The following is a 25272-nucleotide window of genomic DNA, read 5'->3' on the forward strand; positions in this document are numbered from 1 at the left end:
TCCGGCGATGCACTTCCGCGGTGGCCCAGGCACTGGGGCTTGGCGGCTGCGGTTCTTGATCTCATGAGAGTCATACTACGCTTACATTGTTAAACGTCAACTCAGATTTACACTTGATCTGCGGTCTGCCTCGGCGACAAGAACGCTCGCCTGTAGCGGCACGCGGGTCGCCAATCGACGGACGCGGGTGAACCCTGCCTCAGCGAGCAGTTCGCGCAGTCGAGCCTCGGTGCGTGGCTCACCGCGGCCCATGGCCAGCAGGTAGAAGCCGAAATAGCCATGCCCCATGGCCTCGGCGCCTGCGGTATCGGCGAGCGGTTCAGCGAGCAGCACGCAGCCGCCGTCGGCGAGCGACCGCCGCACGGCCCGCAGCAGATGCAGCACACGGGCGTCGTCATGGTCGTGCACGATGCGAAGCAGGGTGATCAGGTCGGCGCCTGCGGGCAGCGTGTCGCGAAAGAAGTCACCGCCCTGGGCACTGCAACGGTGGGCCAGCCCGGCCTGCTCGAAGCGCGACTGCGCGCGCGCCGTCACGCCGGGCAGGTCGAACACCTGGACCTGCAGCTGCGGCGCATGCCGCGCGGCCGCGCACGCAAATGCGCCATCGCCCCCGCCGACATCGAGCAGCCTGCGATGGCGCTGCACGGGATAGGCCTGCAGCACCTGCTCCGCGACCAGTGGCTGCGAAGCCGCCATCAGCGCCGAATAGGCGGCCACCTCGTCGGTGCCCAAGGCGTCGGGTGACTCGGTGCCGGCATAGGGCCAGAAGCCTGCCAGCCGACCCGCTCCCGGCTCACCGCGAAGTAGCGCCAACGGGTCAGCCAGGTCGCGATAGAGCGCGCCGTGGTGCTCGATCATGGCCATCAGGCCGGCATTGCCCGCCAACGGCGCCCCGAGCGGCCCGAGCCCGAAACGCCCGTGCGGCCGCACCTCCAGCAGGCGCAGCGACACGGCGGCGAGCACCAGTCGCTCGGTGGCTGCAGGTGCCAGGCTCAACTGGCCCGCCAGCGACTCCAACGTCTGCGGCCCCCGTACGAGCAGCAGGTCGAACAACCGCAGCTGCACACAGGCCAGCAGCACCTGGGAGTAGACGAAGCCGGCGACCAGGTCAAACACCTGGGCTGCGCGGCGCCGGGCGATCCAGCGCGTCGGCGCAAACGCCTCGGCCCAGCGGCGAAAGCGCGCGCTGCCGAGCAGCCGATCGCGCCAGGCCAGCGCTGCATCGCTCCAGTGGGCCGCAGGCATCAGCCGGGCGCCCATGTTCAGGCCACCGCCGCGACGCGCTCCGCTAACTGTTGCGGAACCAGGCGATTCGCCTCCTGCCGGATCAATTGCCTGAACTGTGCGGAGCCCGGGCAGACCGGCACCGTCAGCAATGTGGCCTGCACCAGGCGGTGGAACTCGGCCAGCGCGCCTTCGAGCCCGAGCGCGCGCGCCGTGCTGGGCCTGCCCAGGGCGACATCCTGCCCCCCGGGCTTGCCCATGGCACTGGCATCGAGCAGCACGTCGCGGATGTCGTCGGCCACCTGGTACGTCTGGCCGAGCTGCTCGCCCAGCGCCCGCCACGGCGCGCCGTCGGCACCGGCAGCCTGTGCGCCAGCCATCGTGGCGGCCGCGAACAACGCGCCGGTCTTGGCCTGCTGATAGTCGCTGAGCAAGATCTGCGGTTCGCATTCCCACGCCTGACCGGCCACGATGCCCATGGGCATGCCGACGCCTTGGCTGATCGTGCGCAGCACCAAGGGCAGGCGCGACAGATGGCGCCGCGCGCTGCCGCCCAACACGTCGAAGGCCGCCACGATGAGGGCATCGCCCGCCAGCACAGCCAATCGCTCGCCGAACGCGCGGTGCACTGATGGCCTGCCTCTGCGCGTCTCCGCAGCATCGAAGCACGGCAGGTCGTCATGCACGAGCGATGCACAGTGCAACAGCTCGATGGCCGCCGCGACGCCGTCAGTCAACGCGCGGTCGTCCTCGCCGCAGGCCATCGCCACGGCGATGGTCAGCTGCGGCCGGATGCGGGCGCCCCCGGGGAATACCGCGTGCTGCATGGCTGCCGCCAGCCTGGGCGGATGCCCGGCTTGGAAGCTGGACGCCAGGCTGGCCCGAAGGGCCTGCTCGATCCGGTCTGCTGGGGACATGAACGCCTTTCTGAGCGACGAGAGGCTTGTTTCTCTCGAATTACACTAACATGTGTAAATCAGAATAGACACATCGCGGACGGGCGTCAATGAGGCTTCCTGCAGTGCCGCTTTCTTTCCACGGCACCCGGCCACCGCGTGTGGTCGTCGTTGGCGCGGGCGTGGGCGGTCTGGCGGCGGCGGCCCTGCTCGGCCGCGAGGGCTTCGCGGTCGAGGTCATCGAAAAGGCTGCAACCCCTGGAGGCAAGATGCGGCAGGTGGCGGTCGCCGGCGGTCCTGTCCTGGATGCCGGTCCCACGGTGCTGACCATGCGCTGGGTGTTCGATGACCTGTTCGACCGCCTGGGCCAGTCGCTCGACAGCCACCTCGATCTGCGCCGCTGCGACGTGCTGGCCCGGCACTGGTGGGGGCCTGGCGAGCAGCTCGACCTCGCGGCCGATCTGGAACAAAGCGTCGCGGCGATTACCGCCTTCAGCAGCGCGGCAGAAGCCGGCCGCTACCGCGCCTTCTGCGCGCGCGCCGAGGCCGTCTACCGCACGCTGGACCGCCCCTTCATGCGCAGCAGCCGCCCCACCCCGGGCTCGCTGGCCTGGCGGGTGCTGCGCCAGCAAGGCCTGCCGGGCCTGCGCCAGCTTTTGCAGATTTCCCCGTTCACGACCCTTTGGCGCGAGCTGGGCCGCTACTTCCACGACGCGCGCCTGCAACAGCTTTTCGGCCGCTATGCCACCTACTGCGGCTCCTCGCCCTTCGACGCGCCGGCCACGCTGATGCTGGTGGCCCATGTGGAGCGCGAGGCGGTTTGGCAGGTGCAGGGCGGCATGTTCCAGCTGACGCAGGCGCTGGCGAGCTGCGCGCAGCAGCAGGGCGTGCGGCTGCACTACGGCTGCGAGGTGCGCCGCCTGCTGATCGCCGACGGGCGGGCCAGAGGCGTTGAGCTGGCGGATGGCCGGCGCCTGGACGCCGCAGCGGTCGTCTTCAATGGCGACGCCCAGGCGCTCGGCCAGGGCCTGCTCGGCGCAGAGGTGCAACAGGCGCTGGGCCGGCCGTGGGTGGCGAGCCCGCCCAGTCCGTCGCTGTCCGCCCTGACGTGGCACTTCGAGGCCGAAGCGAGAGGCGCCGAGCTGTCCCATCACAACGTGTTCTTCGGTCGCCCCCTGGACTATCGCGCCGAGTTCGACGCCATCGCCAATGGCGGGCTGCCGCAAACCCCTACGGTCTACGTGTGCGCTCAGGACCGCGATGGCCAGCTGCAGGCGGGTCGGGACGGTGCAGGCCGGCCGGAGCGGCTGATGTGCCTCGTCAACGCACCAGCGAGCGCTGAAAGGCGCCAGCTCACCCAACAGGAGATCGCGCAATGCGAAGAGCAGATGTGGACACAGCTGAGCCGTGCGGGACTGCGGCTGTCGCACAGCCCGCAGGCGCCGGTGCTAACGCGCCCGCAGGACTTTGCGCAGATGTTCCCGGGCAGCCGCGGGGCGCTGTATGGACCGGCCAGCCGGGGCTGGCAGGCGAGCTTCTTCGCGCGCCCGGATGGCCGCACGCGGGTGCCGGGGCTGTGGCTGGCGGGCGGCTCGGTGCACCCGGGGCCGGGCGTGCCGATGGCGGCGCTTTCGGGCCAGCTGGCGGCCGAGCAGGTGAGCGCGGCCCTGCGTTCGACCTCGCGCTCGACGCCGGTGCTTATGCCTGGTGGTACCTCGACGCGCTGAGCGACCCACAGCCCGACGGCAGCGCCCACGCGCTGACGCTGATCGCCTTTGTCGGCAGCGTGTTCTCGCCCTACTACGCCTGGGCGCGGCAGCGCCACGGTGACGGCGGTGCGCGGCCCGAGGCGCACTGTGCGCTGAACGTGTCGCTCTACCGCCGCCCGCCCGGCCACAGCCGCTACCAGCGCCTGTGGGCCATGACCGAGCGCGGCGACACGCAGCTGCAGCGCAGCGAAGCGCACCTGCAGATCGGCCCGAGCCGGCTGGCCTGGACCGATGGCGGCGCGCTGCACATCGACGTCGACGAATGGACGGCGCCGTGGCCGCGCCGCCTGCACGGCCACATCCGGGTGAAGCCGCAACGACTGCCCGGCAAAGCTTTCGCGCTCGACGCCGCGGGGCGCCACCGATGGCAACCCCTGGCGCCGCGCGCACGGATCGAGCTGGACTTCGACGCCCCGGGCCTGCGCTGGCAGGGTGACGCCTACCTCGACATGAACCACGGCGCGCGCCCGCTGGCGCGCGACTTCACCGGCTGGCAATGGTCACGCCGCGCCTTGCCCGACCACGCCAGCCGCGTGCTCTACGAGGTGCAGTGCGCCGACGGTAGCGAGCGAGCTGTGGCGCTGGACATCGACGCCGCTGGCCGCATCCACGCCCGCCCTTTGCCGCCTCCATGCGCCCTCCCCGGCACCGCCTGGGGGCTGGCGCGCAGCACGCGCGCAGCGCAGGCGCCCGAGCTGCTCGCCACGCTGGAAAGCGGGCCGTTCTACAGCCGCTCGCTGTTGCGCGACGCGCACGACGGCGCGCTGTCCGTGCATGAGAGCCTGTCGCTGCAACGCTTCAGCCAGCCGTGGGTGCAGGCCCTACTGCCCTTCCGAATGCCACGCCGGCCGAGCTGGGTCGCGAGCTCGTGATGCCGCAACGCGTGCTGCTGCTCGGTGCCACCGGCACCATCGGCCGGGCCACTGCCAAGGCACTGCTGCGGCGCGGTCATGAGGTCGTCTGTCTTGTGCGCCCGAACGCAGGCGTGGGCGGACGCCTGCAACAGCGGGACATCGAGCGGCTGCTGGCAGGCACCGTCGTTCGCCTCGGAGATGTGGGCGACCCGGCCTCGCTGCAGCGCGACGGCGTTCGTGGCGAGCGATTCGACGCGCTGGTGTCCTGCCTGGCCTCACGCACCGGCGCGCCGCGCGACGCCTGGGCCATCGACCACCAGGCCCACCTGCAGGCGCTCGCCGCCGCTCGGCTGGCCGGGGCGGGCCACATGGTGCTGCTGTCGGCGATCTGCGTGCAAAGGCCCCGGCTCGCCTTCCAGCAGGCCAAGCTCGCTTTCGAGCAGGCGTTGATCGACTCGGGCCTCACCTATTCCATCGTGCGGCCGACGGCTTTCTTCAAATCGCTGTCGGGCCAGGTGGAACGCGTCCGGCAGGGCAAGCCCTTTCTCGTGTTCGGCAGCGGCGAACTGACGGCCTGCAAGCCCATCAGCGACGGGGATCTGGCGGACTACCTGGCCGACGGCCTGCACCTGCGCGAACGTCGCAACCGTATCCTGCCCATTGGCGGTCCGGGGCCCGCGCTGACGCCTCGTGCGCAGGGCGAACTGCTGTTCGCAGCACTGGGGCGCGAACCGCGCTTCAAGAGCGTGCCGGTCGGGCTGCTGGACGCCGTCATCGCGACGCTGTCCGCCCTCGGTCGCATCGCCCCCCAGCTCGCCGAGAAGGCCGAGCTGGCGCGCATCGGCCGCTACTACGCCACCGAGTCGATGCTGGTGCTGGACCCGCTCACCGGCCGCTATGACGCCGCCGCCACGCCGTCCACGGGGCGACAGACATTGGCGGACTTCTATGCCGACCTGGCCGGCGGCAGCGAGCAGTTGCCCGAACGGGGCGACCACGCGGTGTTCTGAGGGTTCACTGCTGGTCAGCTGGCGGGGGCGTGCGCACCAGCACCCGCAGGATCCCGTCCAAGGCCTGCATCGCCCGCTGGCGGTCCCGACCCATCTCGGCCAGTGTGTCGGGCAGCTCCGTCCTGGCGCTCAGGCCCGCCCAGGCGGCCACCTCGGCGGCGGTGGCGCCGACATGGGCCATCGTCCAGTCAGGGAACGCCGCGGCCCCGATCTCGTGCGCCTGCAGCACCGTGACGGTTTCGTGGCGGGGATCGCGGCGGATCCTGTCCATCAGCGTCTGCACCGGCCCGGCCGGCCCTTCGAGCACCTGCAGAAAGCAGCCGTCCACGTACACCAGCGCGCCAGTGATGCCGGCGGCGGCGTTCTTGCGTTGTGCCTGCGCCAGCAGTGCGTCGAGGTCCTCGCTCTGCATGGGCGTCGTCGAGGCGGACGAATAGATCACTTGATAAGGCATGTCGCCCTCCTGAGCCTGCGCTTGCTGCTATTCGTCCGGGTCGCGCGACTTCTGCCGCTTGCGCCAGCGCCGCCAGTCCCACCATTGCCAGCCGGCCCAGCCGAGGACCAGGCCGAAGACGAGCAGCAGCTCGATCAGGCCGAACCAGTGGCTGCTCACGCGGTCACTCGCGCACCGCGGCGGGCCGCAGGAAGAGCCGCTGCACCGAGTCCATCCACTGCTGGTGGGCAGGGCCAGCACTGCCGTGCAGCTCGCTTAAAGCGCCGTGGAGCATCTTGCGCGTCAGTGCGGCCGACAGCGTCTCCATCACGGCGTCCACGTCCTGCCCCTTGGCCAGCGCGCGGCGGGCCTTGGCCAGCTCCGTCTGGCGCCAGTCTTCGGTCTGGCGCTGCAGCGCCTGGATCAGCGGCACGCTGGCGCGCTGCTCCAGCCATTGCGCAAAGCTGTCCACGCCCGCGCTGACGATGGCCTCGGCCTGAGCCACTGCGGCCTGGCGGCGCTCGCCGCTGGTCTGCACATGGCGGGCGAGGTCGTCGACGGTGTAGAGGAAGACCCCGTCCAGCCGCGCCACCTCGGGCTCGATGTCGCGCGGCACGGCCAGGTCCAGCATCAGCAGCGGGCGGCGCTTGCGCGCCTTCATCGCGCGCTCCACGGCGCCCAGGCCGATCAGCGGCAACATGCTGGCGGTGCAGCTGATGACGATGTCGAACTCATGCAGGCGCTCGCCCAGCTCGGCCAGCGGCAGCCGCTCGGCACCCAGCCGCTGCGCCAGACGCTCACCGCGCTCCCGGCTGCGGTTGGCAACGGTCATCTGCAGCGGCCCCTGCGAAGCGAAATGAGTCGCCGCCAATTCGATCATCTCGCCCGCGCCGACGAACAGGATGCGCGTGTCGTGCAGGTCCTCGAACACCTGCTGCGCCAGACGCACGCCCGCTGCCGCAAGGCTCACCGCATGCGTGCCGATCTCGGTGCTGCTGCGCACCTCCTTGGCCACCGCGAAGCTGCGCTGGAAGAGCTGGTGCAGCGTGGTGCCGAGCGCTCCGGCACTGTCGGCCTCACGCACGGCGACCTTCATCTGGCCGAGGATCTGCGGTTCACCGAGCACCATCGAGTCCAGCCCTGCGGCGACGCGGAAGGCATGGCGCGCGGCGTCAGCCCCCTGCAGGAAGTAGCTGTGGCTGCGCAGGTTGTCGGGCCGCGTGCCGCCCTGCTCGGCCAGCCATTCGATGGCGGGCTCCACCAGCTCCAGCGCATGCCGCGGGCAGCCGGTCGGCGGCAGGCCGACGTACAACTCGGTGCGATTGCAGGTGGACAGGATGGCGACCTCGGGTTCGGCGCGCGCCAGGTGGCTGCGCAGCCCCTGCACGCTGCGCCCAAGCGCCTCCAGCGGAATGGCGAAGCGACCGCGGAGATCGAGCGGCGCGCTGCCGTGGTTCAGGCCCAGTGCCAGCACACTCATGCAACGCTCCTGCCCATGCCCGCCTGGCGATCCTGCCGGCCCAGGCGGTCGAACAGGCCGATGACGAAGTCGACCTTGCGGACCGGCGCCGCCGCGGGCGTGGCTGCGACCGCGGCGAGCAACGGGCGGTTGGCGCGCAAGGGCGGTGCGTGCAGCCGCGCCTGCGCCGGCCACAGGCTGATGGCGGCCTGAAACAGCAGCCGCTGCTTGCGCCGGCGCGGCACGACCGCGCGGCGGCTGACCGAATCGCACCCGGCGCGCGTCACTTCATGTCCGACAGCGGCATATAGCAACCGCGCCGCGTTGATGCCCGGGCGGCATGCGAGCGGCAGGCTGGCCACGCCGGAAGCGGCACGGGCGTAGAGCGCATCGGCGGCATCCAGCAGGCGCTGAACCACGCCGGCCAGGGACGGGCAGAAGCGCGGCGCCGCCAGCCAGGCGGCCGGGTCCAGGCCCGCCTCGCGCAGCCACTGGCGCGGCAGGTAGAGGCGCCCCATCGCGGCGTCCTCGCCGACGTCCCGAGCGATGTTGCTCAGCTGCATGGCCACGCCCAGGTCGCAGGCCCGCGCCAGCGCATCGGGCGAGCGCACGCCCATCAGCAGACTCATCATGGCACCCACCGTACCGGCCACGCGGGCGGCGTAGTCCTGCAGGTCGTCCAGCGTCTCGTACTCGCGGCCTTCGACGTCCCACGACAGGCCTTCCAGCAACAGGTCCAGCAGCGCGCGGGGGATGGCGAACTGCGCGACGACGGCCGCCAACGCGCGATCTGCAGGCACCGGCTGCGGGCGGCCTTCGAACACCCGGTCCAGCCGGCGGCGCAGCTGCGTGATGGCCAGCCGCCGACCGCCCTCCACGTCGACCGTGTCGTCTGCCAATCGGCAGAAGCCGTACAGCACCGTGGCCGGTGCGCGCACGGCAGGCGGCAGCAGCAGCGAGGCGGCGTGAAAAGTCTTGGAGTTGTGCGCGAGGCTGGCGCGGCAGGCGGCCAGATCCGCGGCGAGCAGCGGCGGGCAATCATGCAGGTCGGACATGGGCGAAGCCTTCCTCAGCCGGGAGTTGATGGGTGCGCGGCAGTTCTCGCGCGTGCGGCACGATGGCATCGAGCACGCGGGCCGACGACAGCACGCCGGGCAGGCCGGCGCCGGGATGCGTGCCGGCGCCGACGAGGTAGAGGCGCTCCACCTCCTCGCTGCGGTTGTGGGGCCGGAACCAGGCGCTTTGCGTCAGTACCGGCTCCATCGCGAAGGCGGCGCCCTTGTAGGCATTGAGCCGGTCCTGAAAGTCCTGCGGCGTCAGCATCAGCGAGCTGACGACCTCGTCCTCCAGCCCCGGCAGCAGCGTCTCGGACAGGCGCTTGGCGATGGCCGCGCGGTAGGGCTCAGCGCGCTCGCGCCAGTCCACGCCGGCGTCGAGGTGAGGCACCGGGGCCAGCACGTAGAACGCGTCGCAGCCGGGCGGGGCCAGGCTCGCGTCCGTCGCGGTGGGGCGGTGCAGGTAGAGGCTGAAGTCGGCGGCGAGGTGCTTCTTCGTGAAGATGTCGTCGAGCAGGCCCTCGTAGCGGGGCCCGAGCGAAATGGTGTGATGGGCCACATCCGGGTATTGCCGCTTGGTTCCGAAGTACCAGACGAACAGGCTCATCGAATACCGCGCTTTGGCGATGCGGTTGTCCGTCCAGCGACGCCGGTAGCGCCCGGGCAGCAGGTGCTTGTAGGTCCAGGCCGCATCAGCGTTGGACACCACCACGTCGGCCGCCAGCCGCTGGCCGCCGGCCAGCTTCACGCCGCAGGCCGCGCCGTTCTCGACCAGTATTTCATCTACCGACTGGCCACACAGCACCCGTCCGCCCTGCCCTTCGATCAGCCCGACGAGACCGCGCACCAGGCTGCCGGTGCCGCCCATCGCGAAGTGCACGCCGAAGCGCCGCTCCAGGAAGGCGATCAGGCAATAGACGGACGTCGTGGAGAACGGGTTGCCGCCCACCAACAGCGACTGGAACGTCAGCACCACGCGCAGCTTCTCGTCCCGCACGTGCTTGCAAGCCAGGCCGTAGACGGTGCGGAAGCCCTCCAGCTTCAGCAGGTCGGGCAGCACCTTGGCCATGCTCGTCCAGCTTTCGAAGGACACGTGGCCGAGCTGCTCGAAGCCCACCTTGTAGATCGCTTCGCTGGCCGCCAGGAAGCGCTCGTAGCCGGCTACGTCGCCGGGCGCCAGCCTGGCCACTTCGGCGCGCATGGCCTCGGCGTCCCCGCTGTAGTCGAAGCTCGCGCCGTCGTAAAAGCGCACGCGGTAGAACGGCGCCACGGGGCGCAGGTCGACGTCGTCGGCCAGCTTCTTTCCGCACAGCGCCCACAGCTCCTCGAACAGGAAGGGTGCGGTGATGACGGTGGGACCGGCGTCGAAGGTGAAGCCGTCCTGTTTATGCACGTAGGCGCGGCCCCCGGGGGCATCGAGCTTTTCCAGCACGCTCACCCGGTAGCCCCGCGCGCCGAGGCGCACCGCCGCCGCCAGGCCGCCGAAGCCGCTACCAATGACCAGCGCGTGCGGGCGCAGGTCGCCTGCGGCGGCGTGCGAAAGCGACTGGCCATGTGTCAACATGAGCCGGATACTACGAGTGTCTAGTTTTGTTTACAACCGGGTTTAGGATGAGTCGCGATAGCGCACTGCCTTTGGAGCTGCAGGCCGGCGGATTGCGCTGGCGGCTGCTGCGCATGGGCAATGAGGGGCCGGGGCTGCTGCTGCTTCACGGCACAGGCTCGTCGCTGCAGTCTTGGCGCGCCTGCCTGCCCGGGCTGGCGGCGCACTTCAGCCTGCTGGTGCCCGACCTGCCCGGCCACGGCGGCAGCGAGGCCTTTGCCGACCGCCAGGCCAGCCTGCCGCGCATGGCCGCTGCAGTCGGCGACCTGCTCACCGCGCTGGACTGGCAACCCACGCTGGTGGCCGGGCATTCGGCTGGCGCGGCGGTGATGGTGCAGATGAACCTGGACGGCCGCCTGCCGCAAGCGCGCGGCCTGCTGGCTGTCAACGGCGCACTGAAGCCGCTGCCCGGCCTGATGGGCCTGGTGGCGCCGGCCGTGGCCAAGCTCGCATCACGCAGCGCCTGGCTGCCCGCCTGGGTGAGCCGCCACGCCGGCCAGCCCCGGGCACTGACCAACCTGATCGCCTCCACCGGCTCGCGCCTGGACGACGCCGGCGTGCAGCACTATCGCGAGCTGCTGAAGCAGCCCGAACATCTGCGCGGCGTGCTGGACATGCTGGCGAGCTGGCAGCTGGATGATCTGCAGGCCCGCCTGGCCGAACTGCACACGCCGCTGTGGCTGGCGGCCGGCCTGGCCGACCGCACGGTGGCGCCGGTGCAGGCACTGGAGCTGGCTCGGTGGCTGCCGGGGGCGAGCTTTCATCCGCTGCCGGAGCTGGGGCATCTGGCGCATGAGGAGGCGCCGGAGCGGATCAATGCGTTGCTGTTGGCGTTGCGGGAAGCGACCTGCGATGCGCGTGAGGGGACTGTCAGTGCAGTTCTGCCGCGGCCCCGCAGCACCTCTTGAACTTCTGGCCGCTGCCGCAGGGGCGCGGCTCGGTGCGGCCGACCTTGGTGCTGATGCGCGGTGCCGGCTCGCGCTCAAGAACCGCTTGCCCCAACAGCAGCCAGAACCCGTGGATGCTCAGCAGGCTCTCCTCGACCTGCTCCGCCAGCGCCGCGCGTTGCACGGCGGTGCGGCTCAGCTCATCCTGGTCGGGTGAGAAATCGACTTCGCCCAGCAAGCCGATAGGCCGGTACCAACCCCGGCGGTCAGGGTGATCGAATAGCGCCTGCCAAGCCGCAGTGCTAAGGCTCACGGCATCGGTGAAGCCAAAGGTCCAGGCTTCTGCATCCTCAAATTCCTCATCGATAGCCGTAGAGCATCTCCAGCGTCATGTTCTCTTCGGCATCCAGCTCCAGCAGGAACATGTCCAGCTGTTCAAGCTCCTCCTTCGACAGCGGCTTCATCATGTCTTGCATGCCGGGCTGCATCGCGGGGTGCTCGATCTACGACAGCCGGCGCAATAGCTCGGGCTCGTCGGTCACGGAAGCGTGAACCCCACCTTCCGCCTCGGTCGCCTCGAACGCCGCAGCCAAGGCGGCGGTGTCGGTCTCGAAGTGGTCGCTCCACACGGTGGACGTGCCGATCTCTTCTTCAATCTCCAGAATCCATGGCTCCCCCGCGCCACGGTAGATCTCGATGAGCAGCGTGTGCCCCTCGGCGCTATCGGTCTGAGACAGCGATGAGTAGATGAGTTCGATGCCCTCGCCGGCATGGATCTGCTCGGCGAGCTTGGCCAATGTCGACATGGGCGACTCATCGAGCAGCGTGCCTGCCCTCGATGCGCGCTACAGGTTTGGCGACGCCGTGGGGCTCCGGCTAGCCTGGCGCGGGTCCATGCCCGACGCCAGCGCGCTACCTGGAGAGGCCCGGCGTTTTGCTGGCGATGAACTCGGCGCGCTGCGCCTTCAGATTCGGGCCATCGATGTATTGGGTCATCTGGTCCAAATCGCGTTTGCTTACGCCGAGCCCCCGGAAGAACTCCTTCCATCCATCCACAGCGACTGCCACGCCCGTGACAGTCTCCACCGCCACGTCCTTGGTGAGCCCAAATGCTTGCGCCTCTGACAACGCATTTTCGATCGACGCATCGGCTTGGTCCTTGCCAACCCTGAGCTGCTGTTGACCAAGTCCCTGAACCGACGGCACCACGTCATAGGCCGGGGACAGGTCGTAGAACCCGTCTGCCGCGCGCACAAAGGCGTGGTTCTTTTCATGGTCATCCGTGTTGTCCATCAGGATGTTGAAAACCATGCGGCTGAACAACTCCTTCTGTTGCCCGCGAATGGCCTGCGCTCGGCCGATCCGACGCAGGCTTTGCGCGAGTTCGGGGTAGCCCATGGGCAGGCCGTTGGCACGCAACACGGTGTTAGCCGAAATCACATGCGAGCGTGTATCACCGGAGCGATCGAACCGCCTCACTGCGATCGCGTGCCCGCGTGCCAAGGCAAGGGCGCGCGTCTGCGCAACGTTCAGCCCGCACTGGCTGGCCAGGCGCATGGTGGCGTGCTCGACAAGCTCCGTGTTGAAGTCCTCTCCTTCGGAGAACTTCACGACCCACTGCGCGCCTTCCATCTCGATCAAGGACTTGGGCCGAGCGCCGCCAAACGACGGGCCGGGCTTGACCAAGCGCACCAACCGCTCGTCCACCTTCTCGTCGGCCAGGACCGCAGCAACCGCACGCTGCATGTCGTCGAGGTTCGCCAAGCTGGCGATGGCACCCCCGCTGCTGGGCCGATAGCCGCCGGCATCTGTCGACACACCCAGCGCGCCGAAGCGGTCATCGCCCGCAAAGTAGAGGTACTCCAGCACCGACAGCCGTGAGGGTTTGTAGAGGTTGCGAATCACACGCTCGCCCCAGCGATCCGGGCGCGCATCGTCAACGGCGCCGGCAGCCATGTCTCGCTCCTTGGGCACGTAGACGCCGCGGCCCAAGGGCAGGTCTTCGCTGAGGGGGAAGCCGTACCGCAGCCAGTCGGCCGAATACTCCAGGCCGACTTTGCGGTTGCCCTCGGTCAGGAATATCTGGCCGACGCTTCGCGGCGACGCCGGCCCGTCACCAAGCCACCACAGGCTCATGGTGTCTTGCGGCTTGTAGGCGCTATTCACGGCGTCGGCTCCCCTTCTTCTCAATGGCCAGGATCTCCTGCGCCAAAGCCTGGGCGTCGTGCTCTGGCGCCGCCAGATCCCGCAGCGCGCCATCTCGGCCGAGCAGCCACAAAGCGGTGGCATACACGCCCATACTGACGCGTGGATCGCCTTTCTCCATTGCAGCCAAGGTCGGAACGGAGACATCCATCCGCAAGGCCCAAGCGCGGAGCGACTCCTTCCGTCGCTTTCGGCCGAGCCGCAGATGGCCTCCAAGGACTTCTAAGGAGATCTGTACAGGACCGGGCAGGCTCGCTACTGAAAAGGCGGCTTTAGGCATTAATCAAGATTACACAAGAAGCCTATTTTGTGCAATTTTGGTTTTACAAACTGCAATGCCACCGAATGCCAGAAAGGACAGCAGGTCTGCAGCCTGCACAACCGCCTGGCCGACACCATCTTGAGCTGACTCCGCTGGACTCCGAGTCGAGGCACGAGCTCGCTCGACGTGATGGCAGAGACGGTCAGCCGGCCGGCGTTGTCGTTGAATTTGCCCGTCACTTGATGACAGAGATGGCGGAGTTCGTGTCGCGGGTACTTCAACATCGCGGCACAGCCGTCAGAGCGCCTCGTGATTCGGCTGCTGCTGGTCGGCGCGCGTCGCCATGAAATCATCCGAGGCGCGGCGACCGTTCTTGAAGAACTCGTATTAGCTGTGGCGCACCGGCGAAATGATGAGTTCGAGGCCTCGGGCGTGCACCTGCACCTTCTTGACGCCGTCAGTCAGCGGCGCGTCCGCCGGCAAGCGCACAGCGTGGGAGCCGTTGTTGGTGAAGACGGTGGTGATGCTCATGGGCCATCCTTGAAGGGACATGACGGAAATACATGGCGCTGCCACCCGACCGTTAAACCGCTACCGCCACCGCCACCGCGGCATAAACATCCACCGCCTGCCCCTGCGGCAACGGCACATAGCGCGCCGCCATCGCCTGAGCCAGCGCCATCGCGGCGGGCTGGGGGCGGGGGGACGTGTCGATGAGCACGCTGGCCAGGCCAGCCGCGCGCAGGCGACGGGCGGCGGCCAGCGCATCCTGCATGGCGGCGCCCCGGCCGGGGCTGCCGTCGCGGGCGATGTTGGCGCGGGCGTCGGTGAGGAAGACGAGCACGGCCCGGCCGCCTTCGCGCGACTGCAGACTGCTGCCGAGCAGCCATGCGGCTTCGATGCCCGCTGCCAAGGGCGTACCGCCGCCACCCGGCAGGCCCGAGAGCGAACGCCGTGCGTGGACCAGCGAGCGGGTGGGCGGCAGCAACACCTCGGCGCCATCGCCGCGAAAGGCGATCAACGCCACGCGGTCGCGCCGCACGTAGCAGTCGGCCAGCAGCAGTTCCACCGCGCCCTTGGCCTCGGCCAGGCGGTTGAGCGCCTGGGAGCCGGAGGCGTCGACGACGAAGACGGTGGTCGTCTCGTCGGGGCGGCGGTAGCGCTTGATGTGGAAATCGTCGCGACACAGCAGCAGGCGGGCCGGCGCCGGGCCGAGGCCTCGCTGCTCCCGCTCCAACAGACGGAGGCGCTGCCAGGGGATGGCGGCGCGCATCGTGGCGAGCAGGTCCAACCGGGCGCTGGCGCGCAGGCTGCCGCGACGCGAGGCCAGCGGCCGGCCGCTTTGCGCCGGGCGGGCGGCGGCACCGCGCCGGCCGGCGCCTGCGCCGCCTTGGGTGGACGTGCCGGCCAGGCTGTCCAGCAAGCCGGGCGGAATGGCGGCCTGGGTGGCGGCGATCATCTGCTCTTGCACCGCCTTGGCCTGCTGCGCCCCGGCGCTCGGGTCGGGCGGTGGCGCGTCGCCAGATTCGGCCTCGGGCTGTGGCTCCAGCGGGTTCAGCTCGGGCGGCGCGGACGACTCAGGTTCGGGTGCAGACTCGTCTTCCGCCGACGACTGCGGCAAGGCGCGCGCACGCGGCGCCAGCACCAGCCGCGCGGCCAGTTCGGCATCGGCCTGCGTCACTTCATCTCGCCCCGCGATGGCCGCCGACGCGCAAGCCGCGCGCCAGGCCTGCCACGGCGCGCGCAGCGACCGCAAACCCAACGCGGCGGCCGTGCCGCAAAGCGCCTGCACGGTGGCGTCGTCGTAAGGGATGCGGGCCAGCCGCTGCCGCGCTTCGACCAGATCAAACGGCAAGCCCTGACCCTCGCCCAGCCGGTCGAAGCCCGCCGCAAGGTCGGGCGCTGCGGGGCTCGCGATCAACGCCAGCCGCTCCAGCAGACTATGCGGCAACTGCTCCTCGGCCGACTGGCCTTCGTCCAGCGCCACGACGCAGAAGCGGGACGAGCCCTGTTCCAACGCGGACGCGAGCTTGGCCGCCAGCCCGGCATCGACGCGCTCCGCCATGGGCAGCACCAGCACGCCGCCAGCGGCCTCGGCCAGCAAGCCGGCCTGCGCCACGGGCCGGCCGGCGGCCAGGCTCAGGCCGAGGTCAAGGCCGCCGAGCAGGCGTTCATCGTCGACCTGCAGCGGCAGGCGGCGCCAGGGGGTATCGGCAGGCAGCGCAAGGCGCAAGGTGGCCAGCAGCGCGTCGCGCGCCGGGCCGGCCGGGCCGCGCAGGCACAGGCCGCCCAGGCCCGCTGGGTCGACCGCCAGCAACCATGTGGCCTGGGTGGCGGGGTCGGCGGCGGTCATGCAGCGTGGCCGGGGTAGGTTGGGGTGAGCCTTGCGAACCCCAACTTCGAGCGATGCAGTCGGCGTCGGAGTTCGCGGGGCTCACCCCAACCTACGAACCCATGCGCTTTCATGCCCACAGCTCAGCGACCGCACGCTCGATGCGCTCGCCGGAACCGGTGTCGTCCAGCGGGTTGCGGCGCAGCCGGTGGCGCAAGGCAGGCACGGCGATCTGGCGCAGGTGGTCGAGCGTGACCTCGGCCGCGGCCTGCAGCGCCGCGAGCGCGCGAGCGGCGCGCATGAGCGTCAGCTCGCCGCGCAGGCCGTCGCTGCCCACGGCCACGCAGAGTTCGGCGGCGCGGTGCAGGATGACGTCACCCACGCGCAGGTCGGTCAGCCGGTCGCGGGCTTGCAGGATCTGGCGGCGGACCTTGGCGTCCTGCTTCGCCCAGGTCGTGGTGAAGGCGACGGGGTCACGCTCGAAGGCATCGCGGCGGCGCACGACCTCCACGCGCTGGGCGATGTCGCTGGGCGTGCGCACTTCAACCGACAGGCCGAAGCGGTCCAGCAACTGTGGCCGCAGCTCGCCCTCCTCCGGGTTGCCGCTGCCCACGAGCACGAAGCGCGCGGGGTGGCGCACGCTGAGGCCCTCGCGCTCGATGACGTTCTCGCCGGACGCAGCCACGTCGATGAGCAGGTCGACGAGGTGGTCCTCCAGCAGGTTGACTTCATCGATGTAGAGAAAACCGCGGTGGGCGCGCGCCAGCAGACCGGGCTCGAAGACCTTGATGCCTTGCGAGAGCGCGCGCTCCAGGTCCAGCGCGCCGAGCACGCGGTCCTCGCTCGCGCCCAGCGGCAGGTCCACCACGGGCACCGGCAGGTCCTCGGTCTTAATACGGCCGGCGGCCTTCAGCCGCGCGCAGTCCTCGCACGCAGATGAGGACGCCGGGTCGCAGTGGTAGCGACAGCCCTGCACGGCGCGCATCTTCGGCAGCAGCGCCGCCAGGCCGCGCACAGCGGTGGACTTGCCGGTGCCGCGGTCGCCCAGCACCAGCAGGCCGCCGATCGCCGGCTCCACCGCGGCGATCAGGATGGACAGCTTCATCTCGTCCTGGCCGACTATTGCCGAGAAGGGGAACGGTGTGCTCATCGCAGTCTCAGACGGCCTCTTGGTCACTTGCACGCCGCCGGGCACGGCGAACCGCCCGGAATGCCAGCAGCGCCAGCACTGGCACGCTCAGGCCCACGAACAGGTCCACGTCGAGCGGGGCGCCCAGCGATTGCCCGCCCTTGGCGAGGTAGCCCACGACGCCGGCCATGTAGTAGACGATGGCGGCAACGGACAGGCCCTCGACCGTCTGCTGCAGCCGCAGCTGCACCTTGGCCCGCCGATCCATCGAGGCCAGCAGCGCATGGTTCTGGTGCTCACGAGCGATGTCCACGCGGGTCGACAGCAGATGACTGGCCTGGGCGACGCGTTCGGACAGGTCGCGCATGCGTTGCGACACGGTCGCGCAGGTGGCCACGGCCGGCGCGAAGCGGCGCGACATGAACTCGTCGACAGTCTGCAGACCGTGCAGCCGGCGCTCGCGCAGCTCGGCGATGCGAGTGCGCACCAGCTCGGCGTAGGCGCGGCAGGCGCCGAAGCGGAACTGGCTGGCCGACAGGCCGCTCTCGATCTCCGCGGCCAGGCGCGTCAGCTCGTGCAGCAGGGTCTCGTCGCGGCCGCCGTCGCGGGCAATGTCGTCGGTCAGGCCGGCGAGCGCGCGCTCGATGGCCAGCAGGCGCGGCGACAGCCGGCGCGCCACCGGAAAGGCCAGCAAGGCCATCGTGCGGTAGGCCTCGATCTCGAACAGGCGCTGCAACATGCGGCCGGCCATCAGCGGCGTGAAGCCCTGGTCCACCAGCAGCAGGCGGCCAAAGCCGTCGGGCTGGATCAGGAAGTCGGAATAGGCCAGGCCTGCCCCATCGCCGACCGCGCTGCCCACAACGGGGCGCCCGCCGAAGAAACCCTGCTGCAGTTCGGACAGCGCCTCGGGCGCCTCCTCGGCCTGCAACAGTTCGGCATGCCCGGCATAAGCCGTCATGCCCGGCACCGCGGCCAGCCAGCCGGGTGGCAGATGAACAGCCGGGGGGTCGCCGAAGGGAACGGTAGCGCGCCCGGGCATCAGCAGCGTGTAGCTGGAGAACTCGCCATGCCGCTCCCACTTGAGCCGCACGTCGCCGATGTGGCCGCTCCAATGCACGGCATCCGGCGGCGGCGCAGGCTGGCCGTGGGCGCGGCACAGGCGGGCCAGATGCGCCAGCTCACGCTCGCGCTCATCGGCGTCGACAAGCACCGCCACATAGCTTGCGCGGCCGGGCGCCGCCAGCGGCTCGGAGGGGCGCGCATGCACCTCCAGCGACAGGGCCGCTCGCTCGGGGAGATCGGCCGGCAGCAGCCTCATGCGGCGATGCTGTCAGCCACTCAAGGCTTCTTCGCGTAGGCGCTGCACCAGCCCTTGGCCGCCACCTGCTTGCCCTGGAAGAGCGCACACGGCCCGGCGGCCGAGCCGGCCTTGCCCTGGTACAGCGCACAGTTGCCGCACAGCTGGCCGGCCGCGTACTTGGGGTACTTGGCCTTGTTGACCTTGGTGGCGTCGGCCACGTAGCCGAGCGAGACGGCCATCGGGTCTTTCTCGTCCACCATGGCCTGGGACCAGGCGCTGGTGGCCAGCAAGCCGGCGCCTGCAGCGGGAATCAGGCGGATGAAACGGCGGCGTGAATTCATGGTGTTGGCTTTCCTTGCCCGGTGGGCGGGATGGCTGAAAAGACGTCAGGGTGGCGTCGGCGTGCCAGCAGGTCCAGCAGATGGGACAGGCCGGCGGCGGTCAGGCAGAGCACGATCAAGGCGCTCGCTGAACCCACAAGGCTCAGACGCAGCGCCAGGGTCAGGCTCAGCCCGGCGAGCAGATTGGGCGCCAGATTCGCCAGCCCCGTAGGACGTCGCAGGCAAAGCCAGAGCAATTCGATCAGGCTGACCGCCAGCACCAGGTCCACCAGGTACAGCAGCAGTTGGGCGTCGATCAGGTCGGCCATCACACGCGAGCCAACCCGAGCAGGTGGGCCACGTCCTTGAAGAAGATGCGCGCATGCGCCATGGGCCGCGCGCGCACCAGGCGCTTGTGCATGTAGGCGTCGAAAGTGAGCTGCTGCACGTCGCGGTCGCGGCAGATGCTGACGAAGCGCTCGCGGCGCTTGTCGCTGCTGTACCAGAAGCGCTGCATCAGGCCGAGGATCCAGAACACCCGGCCGTGCTCACGCATGAAGCGTTTGCGGGCCAGGGCGAGCGACTTCACATCGCCGGTCTGCAGCAGCTGCTGCACCGCCTCGGCAGCCAGGCGGCCGCCGAGCATGGCGTAGTAGATGCCCTCGCCCGACGCCGGTGCGACGACACCGGCGGCATCGCCGGCCAGCACGACGTCGCGGCCGTTGTCCCAGCGCGGCAGCGGCTTCATCGGAATGGGCGCGCCCTCGCGTCGGAGCGTTCGTGCATGTGCCAGGCCGGCAGCGGCGCGCAACTGCATCACGCCGCGGCGCAGCGAGAAGCCCTTGTCGGCGCTGCCGGTGCCGATGCTGACGCTGGCGCCATGCGGGAACACCCAGCCATAGAAGTCGGGCGACAGCTCGCCGCGGTAATGCACCTCGCAGCGGCTGCCAAGGTAGCCGGCTGGCGCCACGTCGGGGACGGCGACGATCTCGTGATACGCGAACACGAAGCGGCCCTGGTCTGCGCCGGGCACGCACTGCTGCGCCACCTGCGAGCGTGCGCCGTCGGCGCCGATGACGGCGCGGGCGCGCACGCTTTGCGACCCGCCGTCGGCGCTGTAGTGCAGAACGCTGATGCCGTCCGGATCGCGGGCCACGCGCTCGAAGCTGCCGGTGCGGCGCACGGCGCCATGCGAGGCGGCGCGCTCTCTGAGCCATTCGTCGAAGTGCTCGCGGTCCACCATGCCGACGAAGCCGCCTTCGATGGGGATGTCCACCTCGACCGCGCGTGGGGAAATCATGCGCGCCGCTGTGGCGCGCGCGACCAGCATGTGCTCGGGGATGGCGAAGTCCGCTATCAACCGCGGCGGAATCGCGCCGCCGCAGGGCTTGATGCGGCCGGCGCGGTCGAGCAGCAACACGCGCAGGCCCTGCAGCGCCAGGTCATCGGCCGCCGTCGCGCCGGCAGGACCACCGCCGACGACCACCGCATCAAAGTCCACCGGCTGGCTGAGGTTCATACCGCTCTCCCAAGTTGATGCGCGCGGACCTGGCTCAGGCTCCACGCGCGCGGCCAGGCGGGCAGCCCACAAGAACAGCGCCGCGTCGAGCAGGAAGACCAGCGCATAGGCCATGCCGGCGTCGGCCAGCAGCCAGCGCGTCAGGTCACTGGCTGCGGTGCCCAGCACACCACCCAGCGCAAAAGCCATCGCCTGCGCCGCGCCCCACAGGCCCATGCGCACGCCCTCGTGGCCGCCTTCCGGCGCGTCACCGGCACCGGCCAGGCCCATCATGGAACCGATGGCCGCGATGGAAAACGCACCGGTCGCCAGGCCCAGCGCAAAGACATTTGCCTGAAGCGGCCAGGTCGGGCCCACCAGGCTGGCACACACCAGCCCGCCCAGCGCCAGCGCCGAGGCCGCACAGCCCCAGACAGTCCAACTGCGCAGCGAGCCCCACTGCCGACCCGCCCAGCGGCTGCCGGCCGCGGCGGCCAGCAGCATGCCGACCAGCGCGCCGCCATGCTGTGTGCCGGACAGCTTGGTGGTGGCGCCAGGGGTCAGGCCGAACACCAGGCCAGCGAAGGGCTCCAGGATCAGGTCCTGCATGCTGAAGGCCAGCATGGACACGAAGACGAAGATGGTGAAGCGCCGCGCGCGCGGCTCGGCCCAGGCGTCCTGCAGGGCTTGCTTGAAGGACAGGGCGACGGCTGGCTGGGGTGACGGTTGCGCCGCCCCTTCCAGGCCGATCAGCGCCAGCGCGGTCAGCAACACGGCCGACACCGCCACGCCGCCCGCGACCCACAGCAGCCGCTCGGCCGAGAACGGGTCGAGCAGGCTGCCAGCCACGCCCGCCGTCACGACGAAGCCGGCAATCATCATGATCCAGACTGTCGTGGCCGCCGCTGCGCGCCTGTCGGCCGGCGCGCGCTTGGCCAGCAACGCCAGCAGCGAGGTGCCGCTTGCGGCCACGCCTAAGCCGATCAGCGTGTAGGCCAGCACCGCCAGCGCGATGCCGCCGGCGGTGCTGCTGCCCATCCACACCGTGGCCAGCGCCGCCAGCCAGCCACCTGCGGCGAGCGTGACCATGCCGCCCATGATCCAGGGCGTGCGGCGCCGGCCCAGGTCCGAGCCATGCCCCATGCGCGGACGACTGACCTGCACGACGTAGTGCAGGGCCAGCAGCAGGCCCGGCAGCAGCGCCGGCAGCGCCATCTCCACGACCATCACGCGGTTCAACGTCGACGTGGTCAGCACGACGACGGCGCCGAGGCTGGCCTGAACGAGGCCAAGGCGAAGGATGCTGGCCCAGCCGAATGAGCTGCTGCTCATGACACCACCCCGCGCAGCGCAAAGGCGCTCACCAGCATCCCCGACACGTACAGCGGAACGCCGGCTCCGCTGTACCAGACGGCGCGCTCCAACGGGCTGGCGACGAAGCGCTTCATCATCAGCAACTGCACACCCAGCAGGCCGACGACGGCCAGCCCGTGCCAGCCCTGCCCCCACTGCCAGAGCAGCAGGGCCACCAACACCTGAGGCGCGGCCATGACCAGGGAGGCCACCCAGGCGGCCCGCGAGGCGCCGAGCATGACGGGCAGGGAGTCGATTCCCATCTGCCGGTCACCCTTGATGGATTTGAAGTCGTTGAGGGTCATGATGCCGTGCGCGCCCAGGCTGTAGAGCAGCGCCAGCGTCAGCGAGCGGGCATCGGGCCAGGTGCCCATGGCCATCACGGCCGCGCCGGTGATCCAGGCCAGGCCTTCGTAGCACAGGCCACAGGCGGCGTTGCCCCACCAGCCATTGCGCTTGAGGCGCAGCGGCGGCGCGCTATAGGCCCACGCCAGCAGAAGGCCGACCACGCCGGCCAGAAAGCCCGCCGTGCCGAGTTGCCAAGCCAGCAGCAACGACAGCAGCGTCCAGAGGATCGCGATGTACAGGCCCCAATGGCCAGGCATGCGGCCAGATGGGATTGGGCGCTGCGGTTCGTTTATCGCGTCGACATGGCGGTCGAACCAATCGTTGACGGCCTGACTGGTGGCACAGACGAAAGGCCCGGCCAGCAACACACCGGCGACGATCAGCGGCCAGCGCCCTTCGACGGGCATGCCCGACGCCACGACCCCGCAGGCAAAGGCCCACATCGGCGGAAACCAGGTGATGGGCTTGAGCAGTTCGGCGACAGCCGAAAGAGCGGGGCGCTGCATGCAGCCTATTCTGAGCTGACGCAGTCAAATGTCAATCTAGATTTACACAGGCCGGAGGAACGGCCCGCTGACGCTACTCGGCGCCGGCCGGTCCCATGTCCTGGATGCCGTAACGACGCAGCTTCACATAGAGGCTTTGCCGCGACAGCCCGAGCATTTCGGCAGCAGAGGCCCGGTTATCGCGGGTCAGCTCCAGGGCCGCCTCGATGCACAGGCGCTCGATCAGGTCCGTCGTCTCGCCGACGATGTCCTTGAGCGGCAGGCGCCCCACCAAGCCGGTGAGCTGCTCGGCCGAGCGGGGCAGCTGACGGCTGGAACGCCCATCCGCCGGCAGGCGGCGTGCGACATCGCGGATGGAGAAACCCAGGCAGGCCTGCGGGCCGTCGGGCACGGCCACCGCCGAGATCTCGACCGCGCCCGGCTCGCCGTAGCCGTTACGCAAGGTGGTCGGGAACAGCCGCAGAACACCGTGCTGGCGCAGGTTGCCGATCAGCACATTCAGGTCCACCGAGGAGCGACCCAGCCAGCGATCCAGTGACTGGCCGACGACAGACTCGCCCACGCCCAACTGCAGCATGTCGCTGAAGGCTTGGTTGGCACTAAGGACGCGGCCTTGCATGTCGGTCAACACAAAGGCGTCAGGCATCGCGTTGACGACATCGAGCAGCGACGGCACGTTCGGCGCATTGCTCGCAGCGGGGCCGACGATCAGCGCACCCGTGGGCGACAGGCGTACCAGCAGCGAGGTGGTGCTGTCCTGCTTGAAGACGGTTGCGGCCAGCTTCAGCTCGGTATGGCCATTGGCCAAGCGAACCAGCATGTCCGTACTGCGCCCAGCGCTGCGCGCCTGCGAAAACTTGGCGTAGGCCTCGGCCTGGCTTTCCACGGCCAGTAGTTCGGTGAAGCTGCGACCGACGATGCGCTTGGACGAATCGCCGAGCACGCGCGCCGCCGCAGCATTGTGTTCGAACACGACGAGCGAGGTGGCGTCCAACACCAGGACGGCCTCGTCGACGGCTTCGAAGAGCAGACGGTAGCGTGCCTCGGTGTGACGCAGGCGCAGGTAGTCGCGCTCCATGGACTGCTGGGCGTCCACCAGGCGCTGCTGCACGGCAGCCACCTCGCGCAGGTCGCGGCCCAGGGCCAGCACGTGGCCCTGAACGCCCATGGGCACCATGCTGTAGCTGACTGGCAGTTCGAGGCCACCTGCCAGCGCATGGTTGACCTGGCGCTCCGGCCGCTCGCCCTGGTTCTCGGGGCTGTTGCCGGCCGTCGCCGCAGCCAGCATGGCCGTGACCTTGCCGCGGTTCTCGATGGTGACGGTTTCAGCCCAGCGCCGGCCGACCCATTGACGAAGCTCGCCGAGCTCCTTGGTGTGGCTGGTCCCCAGGGAGATGTCGCGGATCACGCCTTGGCTGTCCAGCACCAACGCCAGATCAGCGGCAGCCGCGACCACGGCGGCAAGGACGTCGGCATTCAGATCAGCAAAATAAAGCTCGGGAGCTTCAAACAGCTGATTGGTGGCCGATGTGCCAAGCTTGTGCATCGAGCTCCCTGAGTTGCGAGAGGCAGCATCAGGGACGCCGCCGGAAGATATAGAAGACAGCCGGGACCGCTGGGGCGATGCATTTCAGCACCAGTCAGGCTGGCCTGACGCTGCTGACGCCGGCGTTTGCGGCTTCGACCGCGCTGCAGGCTTCGCTGGCCATGGCGTCGGCACCGCAGAGCGCTGCCAGATTCGCCAATTCGCCGGCCATCGGTCCGCCGACCATCACAAAAAGATCGCGATTAGCTGACGCTTCTCGCATGTCAAGAATAGCAGACGCTACGTGAGGAATGCTGTCCCCCGTGGCGATGGACAGTCCGAACATGTCGAACCAGTTGCCGGTCAGCCGGCTCCGCAAATCTGTCCAGTCGGCCTTGGGTTCGCATTCGACGTCCCAGCCGGCCCGGCTGAAGAACTCCGCCGCCATGACCACACCGAAGGTGTGTTGCGCGCCCGGCACAGCGGCCAGCAGGGCGCGATGGCTGTCGGCATCGGGCCGGGCCACCTGGTTGAATCGGCTGCCCTGCTCGTGCAGGACCCTCTGCAGACGCCACAGGCCGATGGTGACCTGCGAGAAATCGTAGCGATCCTCTTCCCACATCTCACCCATCCAGCGCGCGCAGGGCGCCAGCAGGTCCAGGAAGACCTGCTCCTGCGACGCGCCGGCATCCAGCAGCGCCCGCACATAGCTGCTTGCGCTGTCAGCATCGCCTTCGGCGGCCAGTCGCGCCAACGTGTGCACATGCTCCGTCGTCAAGGTGAGCGGCGGCAGCGGCGGGCGGTCCTGCAGGGGCTGCGCGCTGTGCATCAACATCAGGCGCGGGATGATCTCCAGCTCGACGATGCGTGAGAGCTGCATGTCCTGTGATGTGTTGCTCGCCACCAGATGCGGTGAAGTGAGGCGCGGCCTTTCGCCGTCGTCGAGCGGCGCCAGCCGACCTGACAACTCGGCGCTTTTAAGTGCCAGCATCTCTGCCAGCGTCAAGGGGTCGGCCTGAATCGGCAACTGACCCCTGGCTGCACCGCGGGAAGCCGCGGCCATGGCACGCGGCGCTTGCTGGCGCTTGGCCAGCCTGTTGATCGTCCATCCAGCCACCACGGTCTCCTCGTGGGCTGGTTGGCAGCAAGGGTTCCATTTGAGCGGCCGGAATCGTCTGTTCCAGTCCTCGGCGCTGGGTGGCGTCAGAAATCGCTACTGCTAACCGTTTTGTTCGTTGATCTGTTCTTGTTGATGACTGCGGCGTCGCGCGCCAACGGGGGCTGACAGGCGGCTGAGGCAATGT

At 69.6% G+C, this 25272-nt stretch carries 25 protein-coding genes; 4 read left to right on the forward strand and 21 right to left on the reverse strand.

Translation table 11 applies throughout. The features are described 5' to 3' along the window. Positions 1 to 96: 96 nt before the first annotated feature. Together ASC81_RS24780 and ASC81_RS24785 are read right to left on the reverse strand one after the other, a co-directional pair. Positions 97 to 1260 carry a methyltransferase gene (locus ASC81_RS24780; RefSeq protein ID WP_056273619.1) on the reverse strand — a complete coding sequence of 388 codons (1164 nt, stop codon included), beginning with the start codon at positions 1258 to 1260 and terminating at the stop codon, positions 97 to 99. A gap of 2 nt (positions 1261 to 1262) precedes the next feature. Further along, positions 1263 to 2141, reverse strand: coding sequence for a polyprenyl synthetase family protein (locus ASC81_RS24785; RefSeq protein ID WP_056273621.1), 879 nt, complete (start codon positions 2139 to 2141; stop codon positions 1263 to 1265). Between the two features lie 89 nt (positions 2142 to 2230). Here ASC81_RS24785 and crtD point away from each other — a divergent pair, with 89 nt between their 5' ends. From crtD to ASC81_RS24800, 3 genes are read left to right on the forward strand one after another with little or no spacing between them, the layout of a single operon-like run. Continuing rightward, entirely contained in the window at positions 2231 to 3847 is a 1617-nt protein-coding gene (gene crtD, locus ASC81_RS24790) for a 1-hydroxycarotenoid 3,4-desaturase CrtD (RefSeq protein ID WP_056273626.1), read from the forward strand. A gap of 59 nt (positions 3848 to 3906) precedes the next feature. Beyond that, positions 3907 to 4761 carry a carotenoid 1,2-hydratase gene (locus ASC81_RS24795; protein WP_235533770.1) on the forward strand — a complete coding sequence of 285 codons (855 nt, stop codon included), beginning with the start codon at positions 3907 to 3909 and terminating at the stop codon, positions 4759 to 4761. Next, the gene (locus ASC81_RS24800) at positions 4761 to 5753 is read left to right on the forward strand and encodes an NAD(P)H-binding protein (RefSeq protein WP_056273629.1); all 993 of its coding nucleotides are present in this window, start codon (positions 4761 to 4763) and stop codon (positions 5751 to 5753) included. The genes ASC81_RS24795 and ASC81_RS24800 overlap by 1 nt, the downstream gene beginning before the upstream one ends. Positions 5754 to 5757: 4 nt before the next feature. Here ASC81_RS24800 and ASC81_RS24805 read toward each other — a convergent pair whose 3' ends face one another. From ASC81_RS24805 to ASC81_RS24820, 5 genes are read right to left on the reverse strand one after another with little or no spacing between them, the layout of a single operon-like run. Beyond that, complete coding sequence (locus ASC81_RS24805; RefSeq protein ID WP_082536812.1) at positions 5758 to 6207, reverse strand: BLUF domain-containing protein; 450 nt, start codon at positions 6205 to 6207, stop codon at positions 5758 to 5760. Positions 6208 to 6234: 27 nt separating this feature from the next. Then, the gene (locus ASC81_RS28115; RefSeq protein ID WP_255354461.1) at positions 6235 to 6366 is read right to left on the reverse strand and encodes a hypothetical protein; all 132 of its coding nucleotides are present in this window, start codon (positions 6364 to 6366) and stop codon (positions 6235 to 6237) included. Positions 6367 to 6370: 4 nt separating this feature from the next. Further along, positions 6371 to 7666: a glutamyl-tRNA reductase gene (gene hemA / locus ASC81_RS24810; protein ID WP_056273635.1), complete on the reverse strand. Its 1296-nt coding sequence runs from the start codon at positions 7664 to 7666 to the stop codon at positions 6371 to 6373. Beyond that, positions 7663 to 8700: a phytoene/squalene synthase family protein gene (locus ASC81_RS24815; RefSeq protein ID WP_056273636.1), complete on the reverse strand. Its 1038-nt coding sequence runs from the start codon at positions 8698 to 8700 to the stop codon at positions 7663 to 7665. Before ASC81_RS24815 ends, hemA begins: the two co-directional genes overlap by 4 nt. Next, positions 8684 to 10264: a phytoene desaturase gene (locus ASC81_RS24820; RefSeq protein ID WP_056273639.1), complete on the reverse strand. Its 1581-nt coding sequence runs from the start codon at positions 10262 to 10264 to the stop codon at positions 8684 to 8686. Before ASC81_RS24820 ends, ASC81_RS24815 begins: the two co-directional genes overlap by 17 nt. A gap of 47 nt (positions 10265 to 10311) precedes the next feature. Here ASC81_RS24820 and bchO point away from each other — a divergent pair, with 47 nt between their 5' ends. Next, on the forward strand, positions 10312 to 11211 hold the full coding sequence (gene bchO / locus ASC81_RS24825) for an alpha/beta fold hydrolase BchO (protein ID WP_082536813.1): 900 nt from the start codon (positions 10312 to 10314) through the stop codon (positions 11209 to 11211). Here the strand turns inward: bchO and ASC81_RS24830 are convergent. From ASC81_RS24830 to ASC81_RS24895, 14 genes are all read right to left on the reverse strand, one after another. Then, positions 11174 to 11503 (reverse strand): SEC-C metal-binding domain-containing protein, encoded by a 330-nt coding sequence (locus tag ASC81_RS24830; protein ID WP_082536814.1) that lies wholly within the window; start codon positions 11501 to 11503, stop codon positions 11174 to 11176. The genes bchO and ASC81_RS24830 overlap by 38 nt on opposite strands. Before the next feature lie 190 nt (positions 11504 to 11693). Next, complete coding sequence (locus ASC81_RS24835; protein WP_056273649.1) at positions 11694 to 11996, reverse strand: hypothetical protein; 303 nt, start codon at positions 11994 to 11996, stop codon at positions 11694 to 11696. Between the two features lie 106 nt (positions 11997 to 12102). Beyond that, positions 12103 to 13356 (reverse strand): type II toxin-antitoxin system HipA family toxin, encoded by a 1254-nt coding sequence (locus ASC81_RS24840; protein WP_235533772.1) that lies wholly within the window; start codon positions 13354 to 13356, stop codon positions 12103 to 12105. Next, positions 13349 to 13675 carry a helix-turn-helix domain-containing protein gene (locus ASC81_RS24845; protein WP_056273651.1) on the reverse strand — a complete coding sequence of 109 codons (327 nt, stop codon included), beginning with the start codon at positions 13673 to 13675 and terminating at the stop codon, positions 13349 to 13351. The genes ASC81_RS24840 and ASC81_RS24845 overlap by 8 nt, the downstream gene beginning before the upstream one ends. Before the next feature lie 369 nt (positions 13676 to 14044). Further along, the gene (locus tag ASC81_RS28020; protein ID WP_235533774.1) at positions 14045 to 14188 is read right to left on the reverse strand and encodes a hypothetical protein; all 144 of its coding nucleotides are present in this window, start codon (positions 14186 to 14188) and stop codon (positions 14045 to 14047) included. A 52-nt stretch (positions 14189 to 14240) separates the two neighbouring features. Beyond that, positions 14241 to 16010, reverse strand: coding sequence for a magnesium chelatase subunit D (locus tag ASC81_RS24855; RefSeq protein ID WP_056273653.1), 1770 nt, complete (start codon positions 16008 to 16010; stop codon positions 14241 to 14243). 109 nt (positions 16011 to 16119) lie between these two features. Next, positions 16120 to 17139, reverse strand: a complete 1020-nt coding sequence (bchI, locus tag ASC81_RS24860; RefSeq protein ID WP_056273657.1) for a magnesium chelatase ATPase subunit I — start codon at positions 17137 to 17139, stop codon at positions 16120 to 16122. A gap of 7 nt (positions 17140 to 17146) precedes the next feature. Beyond that, positions 17147 to 18436: a DUF3422 family protein gene (locus ASC81_RS24865; RefSeq protein WP_056273659.1), complete on the reverse strand. Its 1290-nt coding sequence runs from the start codon at positions 18434 to 18436 to the stop codon at positions 17147 to 17149. Between the two features lie 20 nt (positions 18437 to 18456). Next, complete coding sequence (locus ASC81_RS24870; RefSeq protein WP_056273662.1) at positions 18457 to 18759, reverse strand: high-potential iron-sulfur protein; 303 nt, start codon at positions 18757 to 18759, stop codon at positions 18457 to 18459. Beyond that, a complete protein-coding gene (locus tag ASC81_RS24875; RefSeq protein ID WP_156392419.1) occupies positions 18756 to 19067 on the reverse strand; it encodes a hypothetical protein in 312 nt (103 codons plus the stop codon). Before ASC81_RS24875 ends, ASC81_RS24870 begins: the two co-directional genes overlap by 4 nt. Beyond that, the gene (locus ASC81_RS28025) at positions 19067 to 21568 is read right to left on the reverse strand and encodes a geranylgeranyl diphosphate reductase (protein WP_235533776.1); all 2502 of its coding nucleotides are present in this window, start codon (positions 21566 to 21568) and stop codon (positions 19067 to 19069) included. The genes ASC81_RS24875 and ASC81_RS28025 overlap by 1 nt, the downstream gene beginning before the upstream one ends. Then, a complete protein-coding gene (gene chlG / locus ASC81_RS24885; protein WP_082536816.1) occupies positions 21565 to 22443 on the reverse strand; it encodes a chlorophyll synthase ChlG in 879 nt (292 codons plus the stop codon). The genes ASC81_RS28025 and chlG overlap by 4 nt, the downstream gene beginning before the upstream one ends. Positions 22444 to 22516: 73 nt before the next feature. Then, positions 22517 to 23989: a transcriptional regulator PpsR gene (gene ppsR / locus ASC81_RS24890; protein ID WP_082536817.1), complete on the reverse strand. Its 1473-nt coding sequence runs from the start codon at positions 23987 to 23989 to the stop codon at positions 22517 to 22519. 94 nt (positions 23990 to 24083) lie between these two features. Then, the gene (locus ASC81_RS24895; protein ID WP_162245964.1) at positions 24084 to 24974 is read right to left on the reverse strand and encodes a B12-binding domain-containing protein; all 891 of its coding nucleotides are present in this window, start codon (positions 24972 to 24974) and stop codon (positions 24084 to 24086) included. Positions 24975 to 25272: the final 298 nt, after the last annotated feature.

This window comes from Pelomonas sp. Root405 (assembly GCF_001425165.1).
Taxonomy (GTDB): Bacteria; Pseudomonadota; Gammaproteobacteria; order Burkholderiales; family Burkholderiaceae_C; genus Pelomonas.

Excerpts from the sequence above, each read along its gene's own strand:
- ASC81_RS24780 (WP_056273619.1), bottom strand. The coding sequence starts at position 1,260 with ATGGGCGCCCGGCTGATGCCTGCGGCCCACTGGAGCGATGCAGCGCTG.
- ASC81_RS24785 (WP_056273621.1), bottom strand. The coding sequence starts at position 2,141 with ATGTCCCCAGCAGACCGGATCGAGCAGGCCCTTCGGGCCAGCCTGGCG.
- crtD (WP_056273626.1), top strand. The coding sequence starts at position 2,231 with ATGAGGCTTCCTGCAGTGCCGCTTTCTTTCCACGGCACCCGGCCACCG.
- ASC81_RS24800 (WP_056273629.1), top strand. The coding sequence starts at position 4,761 with ATGCCGCAACGCGTGCTGCTGCTCGGTGCCACCGGCACCATCGGCCGG.
- ASC81_RS24805 (WP_082536812.1), bottom strand. The coding sequence starts at position 6,207 with ATGCCTTATCAAGTGATCTATTCGTCCGCCTCGACGACGCCCATGCAG.
- hemA (WP_056273635.1), bottom strand. The coding sequence starts at position 7,666 with ATGAGTGTGCTGGCACTGGGCCTGAACCACGGCAGCGCGCCGCTCGAT.
- ASC81_RS24815 (WP_056273636.1), bottom strand. The coding sequence starts at position 8,700 with ATGTCCGACCTGCATGATTGCCCGCCGCTGCTCGCCGCGGATCTGGCC.
- ASC81_RS24820 (WP_056273639.1), bottom strand. The coding sequence starts at position 10,264 with ATGTTGACACATGGCCAGTCGCTTTCGCACGCCGCCGCAGGCGACCTG.
- bchO (WP_082536813.1), top strand. The coding sequence starts at position 10,312 with ATGAGTCGCGATAGCGCACTGCCTTTGGAGCTGCAGGCCGGCGGATTG.
- ASC81_RS24835 (WP_056273649.1), bottom strand. The coding sequence starts at position 11,996 with ATGTCGACATTGGCCAAGCTCGCCGAGCAGATCCATGCCGGCGAGGGC.
- ASC81_RS24845 (WP_056273651.1), bottom strand. The coding sequence starts at position 13,675 with ATGCCTAAAGCCGCCTTTTCAGTAGCGAGCCTGCCCGGTCCTGTACAG.
- ASC81_RS28020 (WP_235533774.1), bottom strand. The coding sequence starts at position 14,188 with ATGAGCATCACCACCGTCTTCACCAACAACGGCTCCCACGCTGTGCGC.
- ASC81_RS24855 (WP_056273653.1), bottom strand. The coding sequence starts at position 16,010 with ATGACCGCCGCCGACCCCGCCACCCAGGCCACATGGTTGCTGGCGGTC.
- bchI (WP_056273657.1), bottom strand. The coding sequence starts at position 17,139 with ATGAGCACACCGTTCCCCTTCTCGGCAATAGTCGGCCAGGACGAGATG.
- ASC81_RS24865 (WP_056273659.1), bottom strand. The coding sequence starts at position 18,436 with ATGAGGCTGCTGCCGGCCGATCTCCCCGAGCGAGCGGCCCTGTCGCTG.
- ASC81_RS24870 (WP_056273662.1), bottom strand. The coding sequence starts at position 18,759 with ATGAATTCACGCCGCCGTTTCATCCGCCTGATTCCCGCTGCAGGCGCC.
- ASC81_RS24875 (WP_156392419.1), bottom strand. The coding sequence starts at position 19,067 with ATGGCCGACCTGATCGACGCCCAACTGCTGCTGTACCTGGTGGACCTG.
- ASC81_RS28025 (WP_235533776.1), bottom strand. The coding sequence starts at position 21,568 with ATGAGCAGCAGCTCATTCGGCTGGGCCAGCATCCTTCGCCTTGGCCTC.
- chlG (WP_082536816.1), bottom strand. The coding sequence starts at position 22,443 with ATGCAGCGCCCCGCTCTTTCGGCTGTCGCCGAACTGCTCAAGCCCATC.
- ppsR (WP_082536817.1), bottom strand. The coding sequence starts at position 23,989 with ATGCACAAGCTTGGCACATCGGCCACCAATCAGCTGTTTGAAGCTCCC.